Origin of the sequence: Crossiella sp. S99.2 (assembly GCF_023094165.1) — a bacterium.
GTDB lineage: Bacteria > Actinomycetota > Actinomycetes > Mycobacteriales > Pseudonocardiaceae > Crossiella.
Genome location: NZ_JALMDK010000001.1, coordinates 930126 through 945936 on the forward strand (window position 1 = coordinate 930126; position 15811 = coordinate 945936).

General features: G+C 71.0%; 17 protein-coding genes. 6 read left to right on the forward strand and 11 right to left on the reverse strand.

All coding sequences use genetic code 11. The features are described from left to right. Position 1: 1 nt before the first annotated feature. Entirely contained in the window at positions 2-1504 is a 1503-nt protein-coding gene (locus MZC64_RS04575) for an ATP-dependent DNA ligase (RefSeq protein ID WP_247755784.1), read from the reverse strand. Beyond that, on the reverse strand, positions 1486-2916 hold the full coding sequence (locus tag MZC64_RS04580) for a PLP-dependent aminotransferase family protein (RefSeq protein ID WP_247755785.1): 1431 nt from the start codon (positions 2914-2916) through the stop codon (positions 1486-1488). Before MZC64_RS04580 ends, MZC64_RS04575 begins: the two co-directional genes overlap by 19 nt. A gap of 48 nt (positions 2917-2964) precedes the next feature. Here MZC64_RS04580 and MZC64_RS04585 point away from each other — a divergent pair, with 48 nt between their 5' ends. Beyond that, the gene (locus tag MZC64_RS04585) at positions 2965-3891 is read left to right on the forward strand and encodes a DMT family transporter (protein ID WP_247755786.1); all 927 of its coding nucleotides are present in this window, start codon (positions 2965-2967) and stop codon (positions 3889-3891) included. Here the strand turns inward: MZC64_RS04585 and MZC64_RS04590 are convergent. Further along, positions 3830-5227: a class II fumarate hydratase gene (locus MZC64_RS04590; protein WP_247755787.1), complete on the reverse strand. Its 1398-nt coding sequence runs from the start codon at positions 5225-5227 to the stop codon at positions 3830-3832. The genes MZC64_RS04585 and MZC64_RS04590 overlap by 62 nt on opposite strands. 99 nt (positions 5228-5326) lie before the next feature. Here MZC64_RS04590 and MZC64_RS04595 point away from each other — a divergent pair, with 99 nt between their 5' ends. Next, positions 5327-6322: an NAD(P)/FAD-dependent oxidoreductase gene (locus MZC64_RS04595; RefSeq protein ID WP_247755788.1), complete on the forward strand. Its 996-nt coding sequence runs from the start codon at positions 5327-5329 to the stop codon at positions 6320-6322. A gap of 59 nt (positions 6323-6381) precedes the next feature. Here MZC64_RS04595 and MZC64_RS04600 read toward each other — a convergent pair whose 3' ends face one another. From MZC64_RS04600 to MZC64_RS04610, 3 genes are all read right to left on the reverse strand, one after another. Further along, positions 6382-7020 (reverse strand): L,D-transpeptidase, encoded by a 639-nt coding sequence (locus MZC64_RS04600; protein ID WP_247755789.1) that lies wholly within the window; start codon positions 7018-7020, stop codon positions 6382-6384. A gap of 172 nt (positions 7021-7192) precedes the next feature. Continuing rightward, on the reverse strand, positions 7193-7963 hold the full coding sequence (locus MZC64_RS04605; protein ID WP_247755790.1) for a serine protease: 771 nt from the start codon (positions 7961-7963) through the stop codon (positions 7193-7195). 187 nt (positions 7964-8150) lie between these two features. Next, entirely contained in the window at positions 8151-8918 is a 768-nt protein-coding gene (locus tag MZC64_RS04610) for a serine protease (protein WP_247755791.1), read from the reverse strand. A 257-nt stretch (positions 8919-9175) separates the two neighbouring features. On the opposite strand from MZC64_RS04610, the gene MZC64_RS48520 reads away from it, so the two are divergent. From MZC64_RS48520 to MZC64_RS04625, 3 genes are read left to right on the forward strand one after another with little or no spacing between them, the layout of a single operon-like run. Continuing rightward, positions 9176-10432 carry a protein-glutamine glutaminase family protein gene (locus MZC64_RS48520; protein WP_247755792.1) on the forward strand — a complete coding sequence of 419 codons (1257 nt, stop codon included), beginning with the start codon at positions 9176-9178 and terminating at the stop codon, positions 10430-10432. 13 nt (positions 10433-10445) lie between these two features. Beyond that, the gene (locus MZC64_RS04620) at positions 10446-10703 is read left to right on the forward strand and encodes a hypothetical protein (RefSeq protein ID WP_247755793.1); all 258 of its coding nucleotides are present in this window, start codon (positions 10446-10448) and stop codon (positions 10701-10703) included. Continuing rightward, a complete protein-coding gene (locus tag MZC64_RS04625; protein ID WP_247755794.1) occupies positions 10700-10915 on the forward strand; it encodes a hypothetical protein in 216 nt (71 codons plus the stop codon). Before MZC64_RS04620 ends, MZC64_RS04625 begins: the two co-directional genes overlap by 4 nt. Positions 10916-10967: 52 nt before the next feature. On the opposite strand, the gene glpX is transcribed toward MZC64_RS04625, so the two are convergent. From glpX to MZC64_RS04650, 5 genes are all read right to left on the reverse strand, one after another. Continuing rightward, positions 10968-12005, reverse strand: coding sequence for a class II fructose-bisphosphatase (glpX, locus tag MZC64_RS04630; protein WP_247755795.1), 1038 nt, complete (start codon positions 12003-12005; stop codon positions 10968-10970). Between the two features lie 139 nt (positions 12006-12144). Beyond that, positions 12145-12372: an exodeoxyribonuclease VII small subunit gene (locus MZC64_RS04635; protein ID WP_185000108.1), complete on the reverse strand. Its 228-nt coding sequence runs from the start codon at positions 12370-12372 to the stop codon at positions 12145-12147. After that, positions 12369-12803 (reverse strand): hypothetical protein, encoded by a 435-nt coding sequence (locus MZC64_RS04640; protein ID WP_247755796.1) that lies wholly within the window; start codon positions 12801-12803, stop codon positions 12369-12371. Before MZC64_RS04640 ends, MZC64_RS04635 begins: the two co-directional genes overlap by 4 nt. Next, positions 12784-14049: an exodeoxyribonuclease VII large subunit gene (gene xseA / locus MZC64_RS04645; RefSeq protein WP_247755797.1), complete on the reverse strand. Its 1266-nt coding sequence runs from the start codon at positions 14047-14049 to the stop codon at positions 12784-12786. Before xseA ends, MZC64_RS04640 begins: the two co-directional genes overlap by 20 nt. Then, complete coding sequence (locus tag MZC64_RS04650) at positions 14046-14690, reverse strand: lipid droplet-associated protein (RefSeq protein WP_247755798.1); 645 nt, start codon at positions 14688-14690, stop codon at positions 14046-14048. Before MZC64_RS04650 ends, xseA begins: the two co-directional genes overlap by 4 nt. Before the next feature lie 140 nt (positions 14691-14830). Between MZC64_RS04650 and MZC64_RS04655 the strand changes: the two genes are divergently transcribed. Beyond that, on the forward strand, positions 14831-15805 hold the full coding sequence (locus MZC64_RS04655; RefSeq protein ID WP_247755799.1) for a 4-hydroxy-3-methylbut-2-enyl diphosphate reductase: 975 nt from the start codon (positions 14831-14833) through the stop codon (positions 15803-15805). Positions 15806-15811 lie beyond the last annotated feature (6 nt).

The following is a 15811-nucleotide window of genomic DNA, read 5'->3' on the forward strand; positions in this document are numbered from 1 at the left end:
ATCAGGGCAGCAAATCCCGGACCGAATCGATGGTGTCCGCCTCGGCCGCCTCCTTGTCCGGCCGGTACCGCAGCACCCTGGCGAAACGCAGCGCCACCCCGCCCGGATAACGCGGACTGACCTGCACCCCGTCCAGTTCGATCTCCACCACCAGTTCCGGTCGCACGTGCACGGTGTACTCGTCGGCGCCGGTGGCCAGTTCGCGCAGCGCCGTGGTCTGCCAGGCCAGTAGTTCGTCGGTGAGGCCCTTGAAGGTCTTGCCCACCATCACCGGCGGCCCGCCGTCCGGATCGCGGGCACCCAGGTGCAGGTTGGACAGCGAGCCGGTACGGCGGCCGTGCCCCCATTCCGCGGCCAGCACCACCAGGTCCAGGGTGTGCACGGGTTTGACCTTCTGCCAGGACTTCCCGCGCCTGCCCGCGGCGTAAGCGGAGTCGAGGGCCTTGACCATCACACCTTCATGCCCGGCGGCTAGCGCGTCGTCGAGCAGGGTGGCCGCCGCGGTCGGGTCCATTGTGGACGGTATGCGGTGACCGCCGGCGATTGTGTCCAAAGTGGACAGTCGCTCACGTAGTGGCGCGTCCAGGTAGTCCACGCCGTCCAGGTGCAGCAGGTCGAAGAAATAGGGGTGCAGCAACAGTTCCCGGGCCGAGGTCGCGCCGAAGCGGCTCATCGTCTCCTGGAACGGGCGCGGGCGGCCGTCGTCGGTCAGTGCCAGGGTTTCGCCGTCGAGCACCACCGAGGTGCAGGGCAGGCCGCGGACCACCTCGACGAGTTCGGGCACGGAGGCGGTGATCTCCCGCAGGGTCCGGGTGAACACGCGGACCTCGTCGCCGTCGCGGTGCACCTGGATCCGGGCGCCGTCCAGTTTGTACTCCACGCTGACCTCGCCCAGCTCGGTCAGCGCGCTGTCCAGGGATTCCGCGGGGGAGGCCAGCATCGGCCGGACCGCCCGCCCGACCTGCAACCGGAACTCCGCCAGCACCGCCTCACCACCGTCCCGAGCGGCCTCGGCCACCGCGGCCAGGTCGCCGTGCAGCATGTGCGCCCGGCGCACCACGGCCGCGGGCACCTCGAAGGCGGCGGCCACCGCGTCGGCCATCACGCCTTCAAGGGCGCCCTGGCGCAGTTCGCCGGTGAGCAGCCGGATCAGGAAGTCCTGTTCCGGCTGACCGGCCTGGCCGAACAACGCGGTGAGCAGGTCCTTGCGCCGCTGGGCCGACCCGGCGCCTGCGGTGTTCGCCAGTGCGTCCAGGGTGTCGTCCACCGCGTGCAGGGTCAGGCTCGATTCGGCGGCCGGTGGGGTGTCCAGGGTGGACAGCGCGCGCCAGCCCACGCCGGTGCGGCCCTGGGGCGGCACGCCGATGAGGTAGGCGGTGGCCAGCCGGACGTCGCGGGCGTCGGTGGCGCCGCGCAGCAGGGCGGCCAGGGTCTCGATCTTCGCCTTGCGCCCGCGGGTGCCCGCGACCGTGGCGGAGGTGTGCACTAGCTCGGCGAGGCGCATGCCTCCATCTTCGCCACGGCACCGACAATCCGCGCGATCTCGCCGACCGCCGCGCGCAGCCGGTCGGTGCTGAGCGCGGCGTAGCCGAGCACCAGCCCGGGATAGGGCGCGGGCACCGGCGGGTGCGCGTAGCCGGAGAGCGCGGGCGCGTTGATCCCGGCCGCGGCCAGCCGGGCGGACAGCGCCGCGTCGTCCATGCCCGCGGGCAGCCGGACCACCAGGTGCAGACCGGCGGCGATGCCCACCGTGCGCCAGTCCGGCAGGTGTTCGGCCAGCGCGGTCAGCAGCGCGTCCCGCCGGCCGCGGTAGAGCAGCCGGGTGCGCCGCAGGTGCCGGTCGTAGCCGCCCTCGCGCAGGAACCGGGCCAGCGCGGCCTGCGGGATCGGCCCGCAACCCAGGTCGTGCAGGCGTTTCCGGTCCGCGATGGCGCCGCGCAGGTCGGCAGGCAGCACCAGCCAGCCCAGCCGCAGCGCGGGCGCGAGGATCTTGCTGACGCTGCCGATGTAGGCCACCCGGCTCGGGTCGAGGGACTGGGTGGCGCACACCGAGGGCCGGTCGTAGCGGTGCTCGGCGTCGTAGTCGTCCTCGATCACCACCGCGTCCCGCTCGCGCGCCCAGGCCAGCAGCGCGTGCCTGCGCGGCGCGGTCAGCGCGGTGCCCAGCGGGAACTGGTGCGCGGCGGTGACCAGCACCGCGCGCACGCCGGTGCGGGCCAGCGCGTCGACCTGGACGCCGTCGCAGTCCACCGGCACCGGGACCGGCCGGAGTCCTTGCGCGGCAAGGAGTTCGGCCTGACCGGGGTGGCTGGGGTTCTCCACCGCGATCTCGCGCAGCCCGCGATCCCGCAGCACCTGGGCGAGCAGGGCGAGGGCCTCGGCGGCGCCGTGCGTGACGGTGATCCCGGCCGGATCGGTGACCACCGAGCGCACCCGGCCCAGGTACCCGGCCAGTTCGGCGCGCAGTTCGGCCAGTCCGGACGGATCGGGGTAGCCGAGCGCGGCATCGGGCATCTCGGTCAGCGCCGCCCTGGTCGCGGCCAGCCAGGCCGCGCGCGGGAAGGCGCCCAGCGCGGGCAGACCCGGCCGCAGATCGAATCGCCACTGCGGGTCGGTCGCGGGCGCGGGCGCCGGGGACTCGGCCGGGCCGACGGCCGCCGCGATCCGGGTGCCGGAGCCGTGCCGGGCGGTCAGGTAGCCCTCGGCCACCAGCTGTTCGTAGCTCGCCGTCACGGTGCCCCTGGCCAGGCCGAGCTGGGCGGCCAGGTCCCGGCTGGAGGGCAGTCGCACGCCCGGCCGCAACCGGCCGTCCCGCACCGCCTCCCGGATCGCCTGTTCCAGGGCCTTGCCGCGGGCGCCCGGTCCGGACACGGCGGGGAGCAGCAGCTCCCGCAAAGTGGTCCAATCCTTCGCCATTGAAGTGGAGCTTATGGCCAGACCACTTTTTGATCCAGGCTGTCCGCCATGACCACCTCGAAGTCACCCGCGCTGGCCATTGGCGGCGGGATCGCCGCGTTATGCCTGGTGGGCGGCGCGGTGCCGGTGAACGGATTGCTGAGCGGGTACCCGGTGCTGTCCGCGCAGGCGATCCGGTACGCCATCGGCGCGCTGGTGCTGCTGGGCTGGCTGCTGTGCCGCGGCGGGCTGCCCAGGGTCGGCGGGCGGGACCTGCTGGCGCTGCTCGCGCTGGCGGTGACCGGCATGGTCGGTTTCAACGTGGCCATCATCGAGGGCCAGCGCTACGCCGAACCCGGGTTCGTCGCCGCCATCATCGGCGGCTCGCCGCTGGTCATCGCGCTGGTGGTGCCGCTGGCGCTGGGCAGGCGGCCGCGGCTGACCGCGGTGCTGGGCGCCGGGCTGGTCTTCGCCGGGGTGCTGGTGATCTCCGGCGGCGGGCGCTGGTCGCTGCCGGGGCTGGGCCTGGCGTTGCTGGCCATGCTCGGCGAGGCCGGGTTCACCCTGTTCGCGGTGGGGGTGGTGCGCCGGATCGGCGGGATCGCCACCTCGGCGTACGCCTGCGTGGTCGCGGCGGTCGGCAGCGCGGTGCTGAGCCCGTTCTTCGCCGCGGACCCATGGCCGATGCCGACCGCGGTGGAGTGGAGCGCGCTGGTGGTGCTCGGGTTGCTGGTCACCGCGGTGGCCTTCGGCCTGTACTACCGGTGCGTGTCGGTGGTCGGCCCGGAGCGCTCCGGGGTGCTGGCCGGGGTGATCCCGGTGTCCGGGCTCGCGGTCTCGGTGCTGCTCGGTGCGCAGCCGCTGACGATGACCGCGGCGGCGGGCGCGCTGACCGTTGCCGTGGGCTGTGCCCTCGGTCAGCGCGCCCGGCTGGTCAGCGGCCGCCGTGCGCCATCTTCAGCACGTCCAGGGCCTCGTCCAGTTGAGCGAGTGTGAGCTTGCCGTTGTCCACGTGCCCGCGCTCCAGCACCACCTCGCGGATGGTCTTGCGCTCCTTGAGCGACTGCTTGGCGATCGCGGCGGCCTCCTCGTAGCCGAGGTAGCGGTTGAGCGGGGTGACCACGGAGGGCGAGGACTCGGCGTACTCGCGCAGCCGCGCCACATCGGGCTCCGCGCCCACGATGACCTTGTCCGCGAGCAGCCGGGCCACCGCGCCGAGCAGCCGGGCCGACTCCAGCACATTGCGGGCCATCACCGGCATCATCACGTTCAGCTCGAAGTTGCCCGCCGCGCCGGCGAAGGCCACCGTGCCGTCGTTGCCGATCACCTGGGCGGCCACCATCATGGCCGCCTCGCAGATCACCGGGTTGACCTTGCCCGGCATGATCGAGGAGCCCGGCTGCAGGTCCGGCAGGTGCAGCTCAGCCAGGCCGGTGCGCGGGCCGGAACCCATCCAGCGCAGGTCGTTGGCGATCTTGAACAGGCTCACCGCGACCGTCTTGAGCTGCCCGGAGACCTCCACCAGGCCATCGCGCGCGCCCTGGGCCTCGAAGTGGTCCACCGCCTCGGTCACCGGCAGCGCGGTGGACTTGATCAGCTCCTCCACCACGGCCGCGCCGAAACCGGCCGGGGTGTTGATGCCGGTGCCCACCGCGGTGCCGCCGATGGGCAGTTCGGCCAGCCGGGGCAGTGTGCCGTCCAGCCGGTCCACGCTCAGGCGCACCTGCCGGGCCCAGCCGCCGACCTGCTGGCCCAGCGTGATCGGCACCGCGTCCATCAGGTGCGTGCGCCCGGCCTTGACCAGCTCGGCCCAGTCCGCGGCCCGCCGCTCCAGGGTCTGGGCCAGGTGCGCCAGGCCGGGGATGGTCTCCCGCAGCACGGCCTCGGTGGCGGCCAGGTGGATGGTGGTCGGGAAGACGTCGTTGGACGACTGCGAGGCGTTGACGTGGTCGTTCGGGTGCACCTCGGATCCCAGCGCGCGGGTGGCCAGGGTGGCGATGACCTCGTTGGCGTTCATGTTGGAGGAGGTGCCCGAGCCGGTCTGGAAGACATCGATCGGGAAGTGCGCGTCGTGCCCGCCGGCGGCGACCTCGTCCGCGGCGGTCGCGATGGCTGCGGCCACCTCGGGGCTCAGCACGCCCAGCCGCCCGTTGACCCGGGCCGCGGCTGCCTTGACCAGGCCAAGGGCCCGGATCTGGGCCCGCTCCAGGCCCCGCCCGGAGATCGGGAAGTTCTGCACCGCGCGCTGGGTCTGCGCCCGCCACAGCGCGTCGGCGGGCACCCTGACCTCGCCCATGGTGTCGTGCTCGATCCGGAATGCCTCGTCGCTCATACCCGAATTCTGCGCTTACTGCGCGTTGCTGGGCACCGTGGTGCGCACCACCTACGCTGGATCGGGTTCCCAGGACTGGCAGAGAGCGAGAAGGTGTCGATGAGCGCACCGTCCGAGCACAGCCATACCGAGGTAGACCTGTTGATCGTCGGAGCCGGACCCACCGGGCTGTTCGCGGCCTATTACGCGGGCTTCCGGGACCTGTCCATCGCGCTGGTGGACTCGCTACCCGAACCGGGTGGCCAGGTCACCGCGATGTATCCGGAGAAGATGATTTTCGACGTGGCCGGTTTTCCCGCGGTCCGCGGCCGGGATCTGGTCAACGCGCTGGTCGAGCAGGCTGCCCAGTACAAACCGAACTACCTGTTGAACCGCAAGGCCCGCACACTGTCCACAGTGGATGGTGGCGGGTTCGACGTCGGCCTGGCCGACGGCAGTGTGATCCGCGCGGGCGCGGTCCTCATCACCGCGGGGATGGGCGAGTTCCGTCCCCGGCCACTACCGGTGGGCGAGGACTGGGCCGGGCGCGGGCTGTCCTATTTCGTGCCCTCGCTGGAGGTGCACCGGGACCAGGACGTGGTGGTGGTCGGCGGCGGTGACTCCGCCTTCGACTGGGCACTGGCCCTGCACCCGATCGCGCGCAGCGTGACCCTGGTGCACCGGCGGGCGCTCTTCCGCGCGCACGAGGCCACCGTCCGGCAGGTCCGCGAGCTGGGCGTGCAGATCCTGACCGACGCCGAGGTGGCCGGGATCCGCGGCGGCGAGACCATCACCGAGGTCGAACTGTCCTTCAAGGACGGTGACCGCAAGGTGCTGCCCGCCCAGGCGGTGGTCGCCGCGCTCGGTTTCCTCGCCGACCTCGGCCCGCTGGAGAGCTGGGGCCTGACCCTGGAGAAGCGGATGGTGGCGGTGGACAGCACCTGCCGCACCAGCCGGGAGCTGGTCTACGCCGCGGGCGATGTGGCCACCTACCCCGGCAAGGTCAAGCTGATCGCCACCGGCTTCGGCGAGGCGGCCACCGCGGTGAACAACATCGCGGTCGCGCTCAACCCGGACGCGCACCTGTTCCCCGGCCACTCCAGCAACCTGCCCTGAGCCCCAACGGAAACGGCCCCGGTCACGGTGACCGGGGCCGTTCGTCCTTTGTGGAGTGATCAGGGCACCACCTGAACGATGTCACCGACCGACAGGTGGCCGAAGAAGCGCTGGGCCGCTGACGGCGACAGGTGGATGCAGCCGTGCGACTTCTCCCGCAGGCTGCCCTGGTGGAAGGCGATGCCGCCGTTGAAGAACACCGACCACGGCATCGGCGCGTTGCCGAAGATGCTGCTCTTGTGGTGGCGGTTCTTGAAGCTCACCTTGAAGGTGCCGGGCGGGGTCAGCCAGCCCTTGCGGCCGTGCGTGATCGGCACCGGGCCGAGCACGACCTTGCCCTCGGACATGATCCACGCCCGGTTGGCGGAGAGGTCGATGCAGGCCCGTGCGGCCGCGTTCTTGCACGGGGTGGCGTTGTCCGACACCGGTTCCGGGGTGTCCTTCTTCGCCTCGGGCTTGGGCTTCGGCTTGGGTGGCGTCGTGGTGGGCGGCGCCGGTTTGGTGGTCGAGGAGGACGGCTGACTGCTTCCCGGCTCCGAAGTGGACGGTGCCGGGGCCGCGCTCGGCGACGAGCTGTTGCTCGTGGCCGGACCGGTGTTGCCGGCCAGCTGTGGTTGTTCCGGCGTGCCGCACGCGGCCAGCAGCAGACCGAAGGTCGCGGTCACCGCCAGCACCAAAGAGCTTTTCCTGCCTCGCATCGCTCACCCCAAGTTCTTCGCCCGGCATGCGGGCGGCTAATCACTCCAGCAACGAGAATGACGTCCCTTGGGATCCCGAGGTTGCCTTAACGGCCTACCCGTTTCGAACTGTGACAAAACGGCCCGCCGCTACAGGAGGCGGCGGGCCGTTCGGTCAGGTGTCGCGGAGGGGTCAGAGCCCGCCCACGTTCGTGCTCACCCAGGAGCGGTAGAACGACACGTCGACGTAGATCGACGGCGCGGTCGCGCAGGTCGCGCCACCGCCGGAGCGGCTGGTCGCGCCGACCAGCGTCCAGTTGCCTGCCGTGCCCTTCACCTGCGGGCCGCCCGAGTCGCCGTAGCAGGCGCCCTTGTTGCCGCCGGTGTTGTTGGTGCAGATCTCCGAGGAGCCGCTGATGCCGGAGCACCGGCTGTCCGCCACGATCGAGGTGTTGAGTTCCTGCAGGTTGATCGGCGCGGAGCCACAGCCGCGGGTGGGACAGGTCTGGCCCCAGCCGATGATGCGGGTCGCGGTGCCGACCGGGCCGGACTCCGGTGCGATGGAGATCGGCTTGACCGTCACCGGGCTGGACAGCTGCAGCACGGACAGGTCGGCACTGGGGTGGTTGATGATCCGGGACACGCCCGCGGTGACGCCACCGGTGGTGCGGTTGGTGGTGGCGATCCGGGTGCGGATCGAGGACGGCTGGCGGCCCTGCACACAGTGCTTGGCCGTGACCACCCAGTCCGCCTTGACCAGCGAACCACCGCAGAAGTGGCTGCCGGAGGTGCTCTGCAGGGACACCATGAAGCTGTAGGTCTCGGTCGCGTTCGTGCCGCCGACGATCAACGGATCGACGTCACCGGCGGTGGTCGCCGGCGCCGCGGCGGCCGGCATCGCGAGCCCGCCGAGCGCGGTAGCGGCCGCGGCCAGGATTCCGACGATCAGAGAACGTGCCCTCACGGTTCTCTCCTCTCAACTCCCGGCGGATCCGCCGGAGATGAGGTGCACCGTAAGTAGTTCTGATCACAACCGAGAACCCTGCATAAGTAGGGCGGCCGACCGGCTTTGTGTCCCCATAAAACGGTGTATGGCCGCTGACCGGACGGGCCCGCGGCGAAACACCGCGGGCCCGTTGGCTATCGATTCGTTATACGGGACCGGCGATTCCGCTGATCCAGGGGCGGAAGACAGGCACATCGACGTAGATCGACGGCCGCACCGCGCAGATCGAGCCGCCACCGGAACGGCTGGTCGCGCCGATCAGCTGCCAGACGTTGCCGACCAGCTTGATCTGCGGGCCGCCGGAGTCGCCGTAGCAGGCGCCCCTGGTGCCACCAGGGTTGTTGGTGCAGATCTCCTGGGCGCCGAAGATCCCGCTGCACAGGCCGTCGGCCACGATCGAGGTGTTCAGCTGCTGCAGGATCACCGGCGCGCCGCAGCCGCCGGGGGACGGACAGGTCTGGCCCCAGCCGAGCAGCCGGGTTCCGGTGCCCACCGGTCCGGAGGCCGCGGCCACCGCGATCGGCGCCTGCGGCACCGCCGCGGCCAGGCGGACCAGGGCGATGTCCCTGGTCGGGTTGAGGTGGATGGCCGCGGCGGCGACATAACTGCCGCCCGCGGTGCGGTTGGTGGTGCCGATCCGCGCCCGGACGGAGGCAGGCGCCTTGCCCTGGACGCAGTGCTTGGCGGTGACCACCCAGTTCGACTTGATCAGCGAACCACCGCAGAAGTGGCCGCCGGTGGTGTTCTGCAAGGACACCATGAAGCTGTAGACCTGGGTGGCGTTGACGCCGCCGACAATGAGTGGATCGACATCGGATGAGGTGTTCGGGGACGCGGTGGCGGTCCCGCTCAGCCCGGCAAACGCGGTGGCCACGGCCGCGAGTAACCCGACGACCATTCTTTTCGCTCGCACAGGGATTTCTCCTCTCAGCTCCGGCGCCCTCTGCCAGAGCTGACACGGACGGTAATCGCCCGTAATCGGAGAGTGGTACCGCCTGATGGCCGCTGTTGCATGCCCCTTCGGGCGGACGTGTGGGCAAAGGCCCGATGTTAGGCGAATAGCGCGATAAGGCAACAAGTTGGTCAGCGGTAGGGGCATTCAGTTGATTTGATCTCACCAGGTGGAAAATCGTTGATCCCGTGCCCCGAATAAATGCATTGGTCGACACAGTGGTCGATCCGCCGGCGGCCATGACGGCCGCCGCGGAGTCGGCGGAAAATTACCTGGATATCGCTTTCTCCAGTGGCCGGGCGGCCCGGGTGGACCTGCGGGACTCCCGGGCGCGCGGCTGGGTCGGCGCGCTCACCGAACTGCGCGCGGCCGGCCTGGACGTCTACGTCGAACTCGATCCGGACACCGGCCTGGTCACCGAGATGCTGGTGCCGCACCGGGTCGCCGTGATCGCGCTGAGCCCCGGCGAGGACCTGGTCGAGGTCGACCTGGAGCCCTCGCAAGCCCACCACTACCTGCGCCGGGACAACCCGGACTTCGCGGAACTGCTGGCCCTGCTCGAAGCGGCCAGGGACAGCCAGGACACCGTGCTGGTCACCGAGACCCTCGACAAGCACGCGATCATCGATGTCCGCCCGGCCCCAAAAGAAGCCGTAGCTGAGCAGCTCACCGAGAGTGTCCCGGCAGCGCTGGGCACACCGGTCAGCTACGCCCAGGCCGTGCAGATGTACCGGCTGGTGGCCGGTCAGACCGCCTGCTCGGCCAACCCGACCGCGCCCGGCATCCCGTTCACCTACCCCGACGACGGCTGCTGGGGCCGGGCGCACGAGATGGCCCGGCTGATGATCGCCAACGGCATCACCCCGGACAAGGTCTGGATCTACGGCAGGCTGCGGGTGAACAGCGCGAACAAGCCGGACTGCGTGGTGGGCTGGGGCTGGCACGTGGCCCCGACGCTGGTGGCGGGCGGGGTCACCTACGTGATCGACCCCGCGCTGTTCGACGGACCGGTCACCCAGGACACCTGGAAGAGCGTGCAGGGCGACCCTGGCGCCCGGCTGGAGCCCACCGGCTGGGACATCTTCCACAACCACTACGCACCGCACCGGTTCGACCCGGACTACCGCCTCACCAACGAGGTGCTGGCCCGCTACCGCGGTGAACTCCAGCTCCGGTCCAACTCCGCGTCCGGCCCGCCGCCGTACGCGCACTGCCAGCCCGCCGCCCCTGGCGTGCAGTTCCGCGGCACCCTGGCCGGCGGGCAGACCGCGCGCTGGTTCACACACAGCTGGAACGCCGCCCGGCACGTGCTCTGGACGGTCATGCCCACCTCGATCTGCTCCGGTGGCCCGCAGGTGCGGCACGAGGTCGCGGTGCAGCGCACCGACGGGAACCTGTGCACCTACTGGATCACCGTGCAGAACCTCACCGGGCGAACCGTGCGGTTCGAGGCCCGCTACGACTACCTCACCTGACCTGGAGCCGTTGATGAGAGCCGGAACAGCGTTCACCGTCACCATCGGCGCCGGGGCCACCGTGCGCTACTTCAACCACAGCTGGAACGCCGCCCAGCACGTGATCTGGCACCTGATGCCGGTCACCCCGGTGACCGGCGGACCCGAGCTGGACTGGGACGTCGCCGTCGAGCGGACCAGTGCGGCGCTGTGCACGTACTGGATCACCGTCCGGAACCTGACCGGGATCCCGGTCACCTTCGAGGGTCGCTACGCGATCCTGAACGCGTGAGCGGGGAGAAGAGCATGCGCATCGAGATCGAGCTGGACAGCGCCGAGATCGCGGCCGGTCTGGTGATCCGGATCGGCCAGGAGCGGGCCGGGCAGCAGGCCGCCGTCCAGGTGCTCGGCGAGGACCAGGACGCGGGCGCGGCGCCGGTGAGCCTCGCGGTCGTGGCGGACGAACCGGTGGACGCGGGAGCCGCGCCGCAGCAGGAGGACTGAGCAACGAACGGGCCGCCCGTCAGTCGGCGGGCGGCCCGGTTCATCAGCTCGTTCAGGGCAGCGGCGGCACTTCCGGGTCGCCGCCGAAGTCGACCGAGGAGTACTCGCGCAGCTTGGTCAGCCGGTGGTAGCCGTCGATCATCCGCAGCGTGCCGGACTTGGACCGCATCACGATGGACTGGGTGGTGCAGCCGCCGGAGCGGTAGTGCACGCCGCGCAGCAGGTCGCCGTCGGTGATGCCGGTGGCGCAGAAGAACACGTTGTCCCCGCGCACCAGGTCGTCGGTGGTCAGCACCTGGTCCAGGTCGTGCCCGGCGGCCAGGGCGCGCTCGCGTTCCTCGTCGTCCTTGGGCCACAGCCGGGCCTGGATCGCCCCGCCCATGCACTTGAGCGCGGCCGCGGCGATGATGCCCTCCGGGGTGCCGCCGATGCCCAGCAGCAGGTCGACACCGGTGCTCGGCCGGGCCGCGGAGATCGCGCCGGCCACATCGCCGTCGCTGATGAAGTGGATCCGGGCGCCCGCCTCGCGGACCTCCTTGACCAGGGCCTCGTGCCGGGGCCGGTCCAGGATGCACACGGTCACGTCGGCCACGTCGGTGTGCTTGGCCTTGGCCACCCGGCGGATGTTCTCCGCCACCGGCGCGTTCAGGTCCACCACGTCCGCGGCGTCCGGGCCGACCGCGAGCTTCTGCATGTAGAACACCGCGGATGGGTCATACATCGCGCCCCGCTCGGCCACCGCGAGCACGGCCAGCGCGTTGGGCATGCCCTTGGCCATCAGCGTGGTGCCGTCGATCGGGTCCACCGCGACATCGCAGTCCGGGCCGTCCCCGTTGCCCACCTGCTCGCCGTTGAACAACATCGGGGCCTCGTCCTTCTCGCCCTCCCCGATGACCACCACGCCGCGCATGGAGACGGTGCCGATCAGCTTGCGCATGGCGTCCACGGCCGCGCCGTCGCCGCCGTTCTTGTCCCCGCGGCCGACCCAGCGGCCGGCCGCGATGGCGGCGGCTTCGGTGACCCGGACCAGTTCCAGGGCGAGGTTGCGATCGGGTGCCTCACGACGTCGCGGGGCAGTGTTCGCGGCCATGTTCCGCCTCCATTGGTCTGCGCAGGTCGACGCTGAAACTGCTTGTCGATCCTGGCAGACCGTGACGACGGAGCGTGAGCTGAGCAGGGGTGACAGTGACGATTCGCACTCACTGAACCGATTGCTGAACCGTGTCAGGTCAACCGTTCGGCTCAGCGTTGTCCACTGTGGCCAGTGCCTGCTCGACCCGGTCCCGCGCGCCGGCGAGGTGCTTCTCGCAGACCTTGGCCAGTGTCTCGCCGCGTTCCCACAGCGCGAGCGAGTCCTCCAGCGAGAGACCGCCTGCCTCCAGCTTGCGGACGACCTCGACCAGCTCGTCGCGCGCCGCCTCGTAGCCGAGCGCGGCGTCGGTGTTGTTCTGTGTCACGCGGTGGGGCTCCCCATCGTGCTCTGCACCCGGACCACGGCGGTGGCCACCGCCTGGTCGTAGCCGATGAAGGCTTCGGCGAACTCGGCGCCGTCGCCCTCCATGGCGGCTTCGTCGATGCGATTCTCCGCCTCGCTCACCCGGCGGCGATGCGGGGACCCCGTGCTGAACCACCAGTGGCTGCCCACGTAGTTCGAGGTGGCCTCCGAGAGCGCGCGCAACCGGGACGGCAGGGCACGCCTGCCGGGGGCGTCGCAGCCGGCCAGCAGCGCGGCCCAGCACTCGGCCGCGGCGGAGTTGGCCTCCTCGGCCCTGCGCTGCACCACCCCGGCCGCCTGCCGCGCGGGCGGGTCGGCCTGGCTCTGCGCCGCCGTCCTGGCCGCGGCGACGGTCAGCGGGAGAAAGGTCGGCTCATGGGCCAGCGACGCCACCGCTACCTCCGTTCACCGCATCGGTGTCTTCGGGCACGATCGCGTGCACCGCTCCGTCAACGACTCGGACCCGCAGCAGCGTTCCCGGCGGCGCGTCGGCGACCGAGCGGAGCACCCCGTCCGGGGCGCCGTCGGCGACGCGCTGCACGACTGCGTATCCGCGGGCCAGAGTGGCCGCCGGCCCCAGGGTCGTCAAGCGTGCTTTGACACCGTCCAACCCGCTCTGTTCGTGCCCGAGCCGGGAGAGCGTGGCCCGGCGGGCCCGCTCGCGCAACGCGTGCACGTCCTCCATTCGGCGCTGCAATGGACCGAACGGGTCGGAAAGCACTGGGCGGGAACGCAATTGAGCCAGCAACCGGTGTTCCCGATCCACCCAGCCGTGTAGTGCCCGGCGGGCCCGGTCGCGGAGCTGGCCGATTCTGGCCGTTTCCTCCGCCACGTCCGGAACCACCCGTTTGCCCGCGTCCGTAGGAGTAGAGCAGCGCAGGTCGGCGACGTGGTCCAGCAGCGGGGTGTCCGGCTCGTGCCCGATCGCGCTGAGCACCGGGGTGCGGCAGGCCGCGACCGCCCGGCAGAGCGCCTCGTCGGAGAACGGCAGCAGATCCTCCACGCTGCCGCCGCCGCGGGCGATCACGATCACGTCCACCTCGGCGTCGGCCTCCAGTGTGGACAGCGCTTCCAGCACCTGCGGCACGGCCAGATGTCCTTGCACCGCAACGTTGATCACCCGGAAGTGCACCGCGGGCCAGCGGTGTTTGGCATTGGTCAGCACGTCCCGCTCGGCCGCGGAGGCCCGGCCGGTGATGAGTCCGACGCACTGCGGCAGGAACGGCGGTTTCCGCTTTCGTCCCGGCTCGAACAGGCCCTCGGCGGCGAGCAGCCTGCGCAGCCGTTCGATCCGGGCCAGCAGCTCGCCGATGCCCACCGCGCGGATCTCGTCCACCCGCAGGCTGATCGTGCCGCGGCCCTCGTAGAACACCGGCCGCCCGTGCATGATCACCCGCGCGCCCTCGGTCAGCGGCGTTTCCAGGCCGCGCAGCAGCGCGGTCGCGCAGGTCACGGTCACCGAGACGTTGGCGGAGGGATCCCGCAGGGTGATGAAGGCGGTCGAGGTGTTCGGCCGGTTGGAGATCTGGGTGACCTCACCCTCCACCCACACCGAGCCGAGCCGCGCGATCCACTCCGCGATCTTGCGCGCCACCGTCCGGACCGGCCACGGCTGCTCCGCGGTGCTGGGCGCGGTCACGACTCGCGCACGGTGGCGATCCGCCGGGTCAGCATCCGGACGAACTCCTCGCGACCCCGGCCGGTCAGCTCGTAGGCGAGCAGCTCCTCCAGCTGGTCGACGGAGAGCCAGCGCAGCCGGGCACGCACCTGGGCCAGGGAGAGGTCGTCGTACCCGGGCACGCCGGCTGGCCCGTCCACATCGGACGGCTCGGCCGCGGCACTGACCTCGCCCGCCTTGGGACGGCCGGGCAGCCGCTCGACCTCGCCGGTGGCGGTGACCTCGCCCGCCTTCTTGCGCCCGCTCGGCCGCGCGGCGCCGTTGGCGGCGGGGGCGTCCGACTCCTCGACGGTGACCTCACCGGCCTTCTTCCGGCCGGGCAGCCGCTCGGCCACGGCGGGCGGGGCGGGCGGGGCGTCCAGGTCCTCGTCGAAGGTCGCCCATTCGGGGGTTTCCTCGGCGGGGCGCAGGGTGGCCAGGATCTCATCGCCCTTGATGGCGAGTTCGGTCACGTGTTGCTGGGCTCGCATGGACAGTTGCATCGCGGTGCTGGCCACCGTGACGGGCAGTCCGGCGAGCGAACGCGGCAGCTTGCGGGCCTGCTCCACGGCGGCCGCGGCGAGCCCGGCGGCCACGCGGACCGGCAGTGGCAGCGGTTTCATGTGGTACAGCCTGCCGCAGTCCGGCGGATCAGGGAAACTCTTCGCTGGGCCATCCGGGTGACTGGGCGGGGCGCACCCTAATTCTTCTGGTCAACCGAACGAATCGACTTGCCGCCAAAACGCTCCGTACCCTGGACACCATGACCACTGCCAAGCCCAAGCGCGTGCTGCTGGCCAACCCTCGCGGCTACTGCGCCGGCGTGGACCGGGCCGTGATCACCGTCGAGAAGGCGTTGGAGACCTACGGCGCTCCCATCTACGTCCGCAAGGAAATCGTGCACAACAAGCACGTCGTGGACACGCTGCGCGAGCGCGGCGCGATCTTCGTCGACCAGACCGACGAGGTGCCCGAGGGCGCCATGGTGGTCTTCTCGGCACACGGCGTGTCCCCGATGGTGCACGCGGAGGCGGCAGACCGGAACCTCCGCACCATCGACGCCACCTGCCCCCTGGTCACCAAGGTGCACCAGGAGGCCAAGCGTTTCGCCAAGGAGGATTACGACATCCTCCTGATCGGCCACGAGGGGCACGAGGAGGTCGAGGGCACCGCTGGTGAGGCCCCCGACCACGTGCAGCTCGTGGACACCGCAGAGGACGTGGACAAGGTCACCGTCCGCGACCCCAACAAGGTCATCTGGCTGTCCCAGACCACGCTGTCGGTCGACGAGACCATGGTGCGGGTGAACCAGCTCAAGGGCCGGTTCCCCGAGCTGCAGGCCCCGCCGAGTGACGACATCTGCTACGCCACCTCCAACCGGCAGACCGCGGTCAAGGTGATGGCGCCGCAGTGCGACCTGGTCCTGGTGGTCGGCTCCACGAACTCCTCCAACTCGTTGCGGCTGGTCGACGTCGCGCTCGACTACGGCGCCAAGGCCTCCTACCTGGTCGACTTCGCGCACGAGGTCGACGACGCCTGGCTGGAGGGCGTCGGCACCATCGGCGTCACCTCGGGCGCCTCGGTGCCGGACGAGCTGGTGATGAAGCTGCTCGTGCACCTGGAAGAGCGTGGCTGGGCCGACGTGGAAACCGTCACCACCGCCAACGAGAAGATCACCTTCTCGCTGCCGCGGGAGCTGCGCAAGGAAATGAAGGAAAAGGCGGCCAAGGAGTCCTGATCGGCT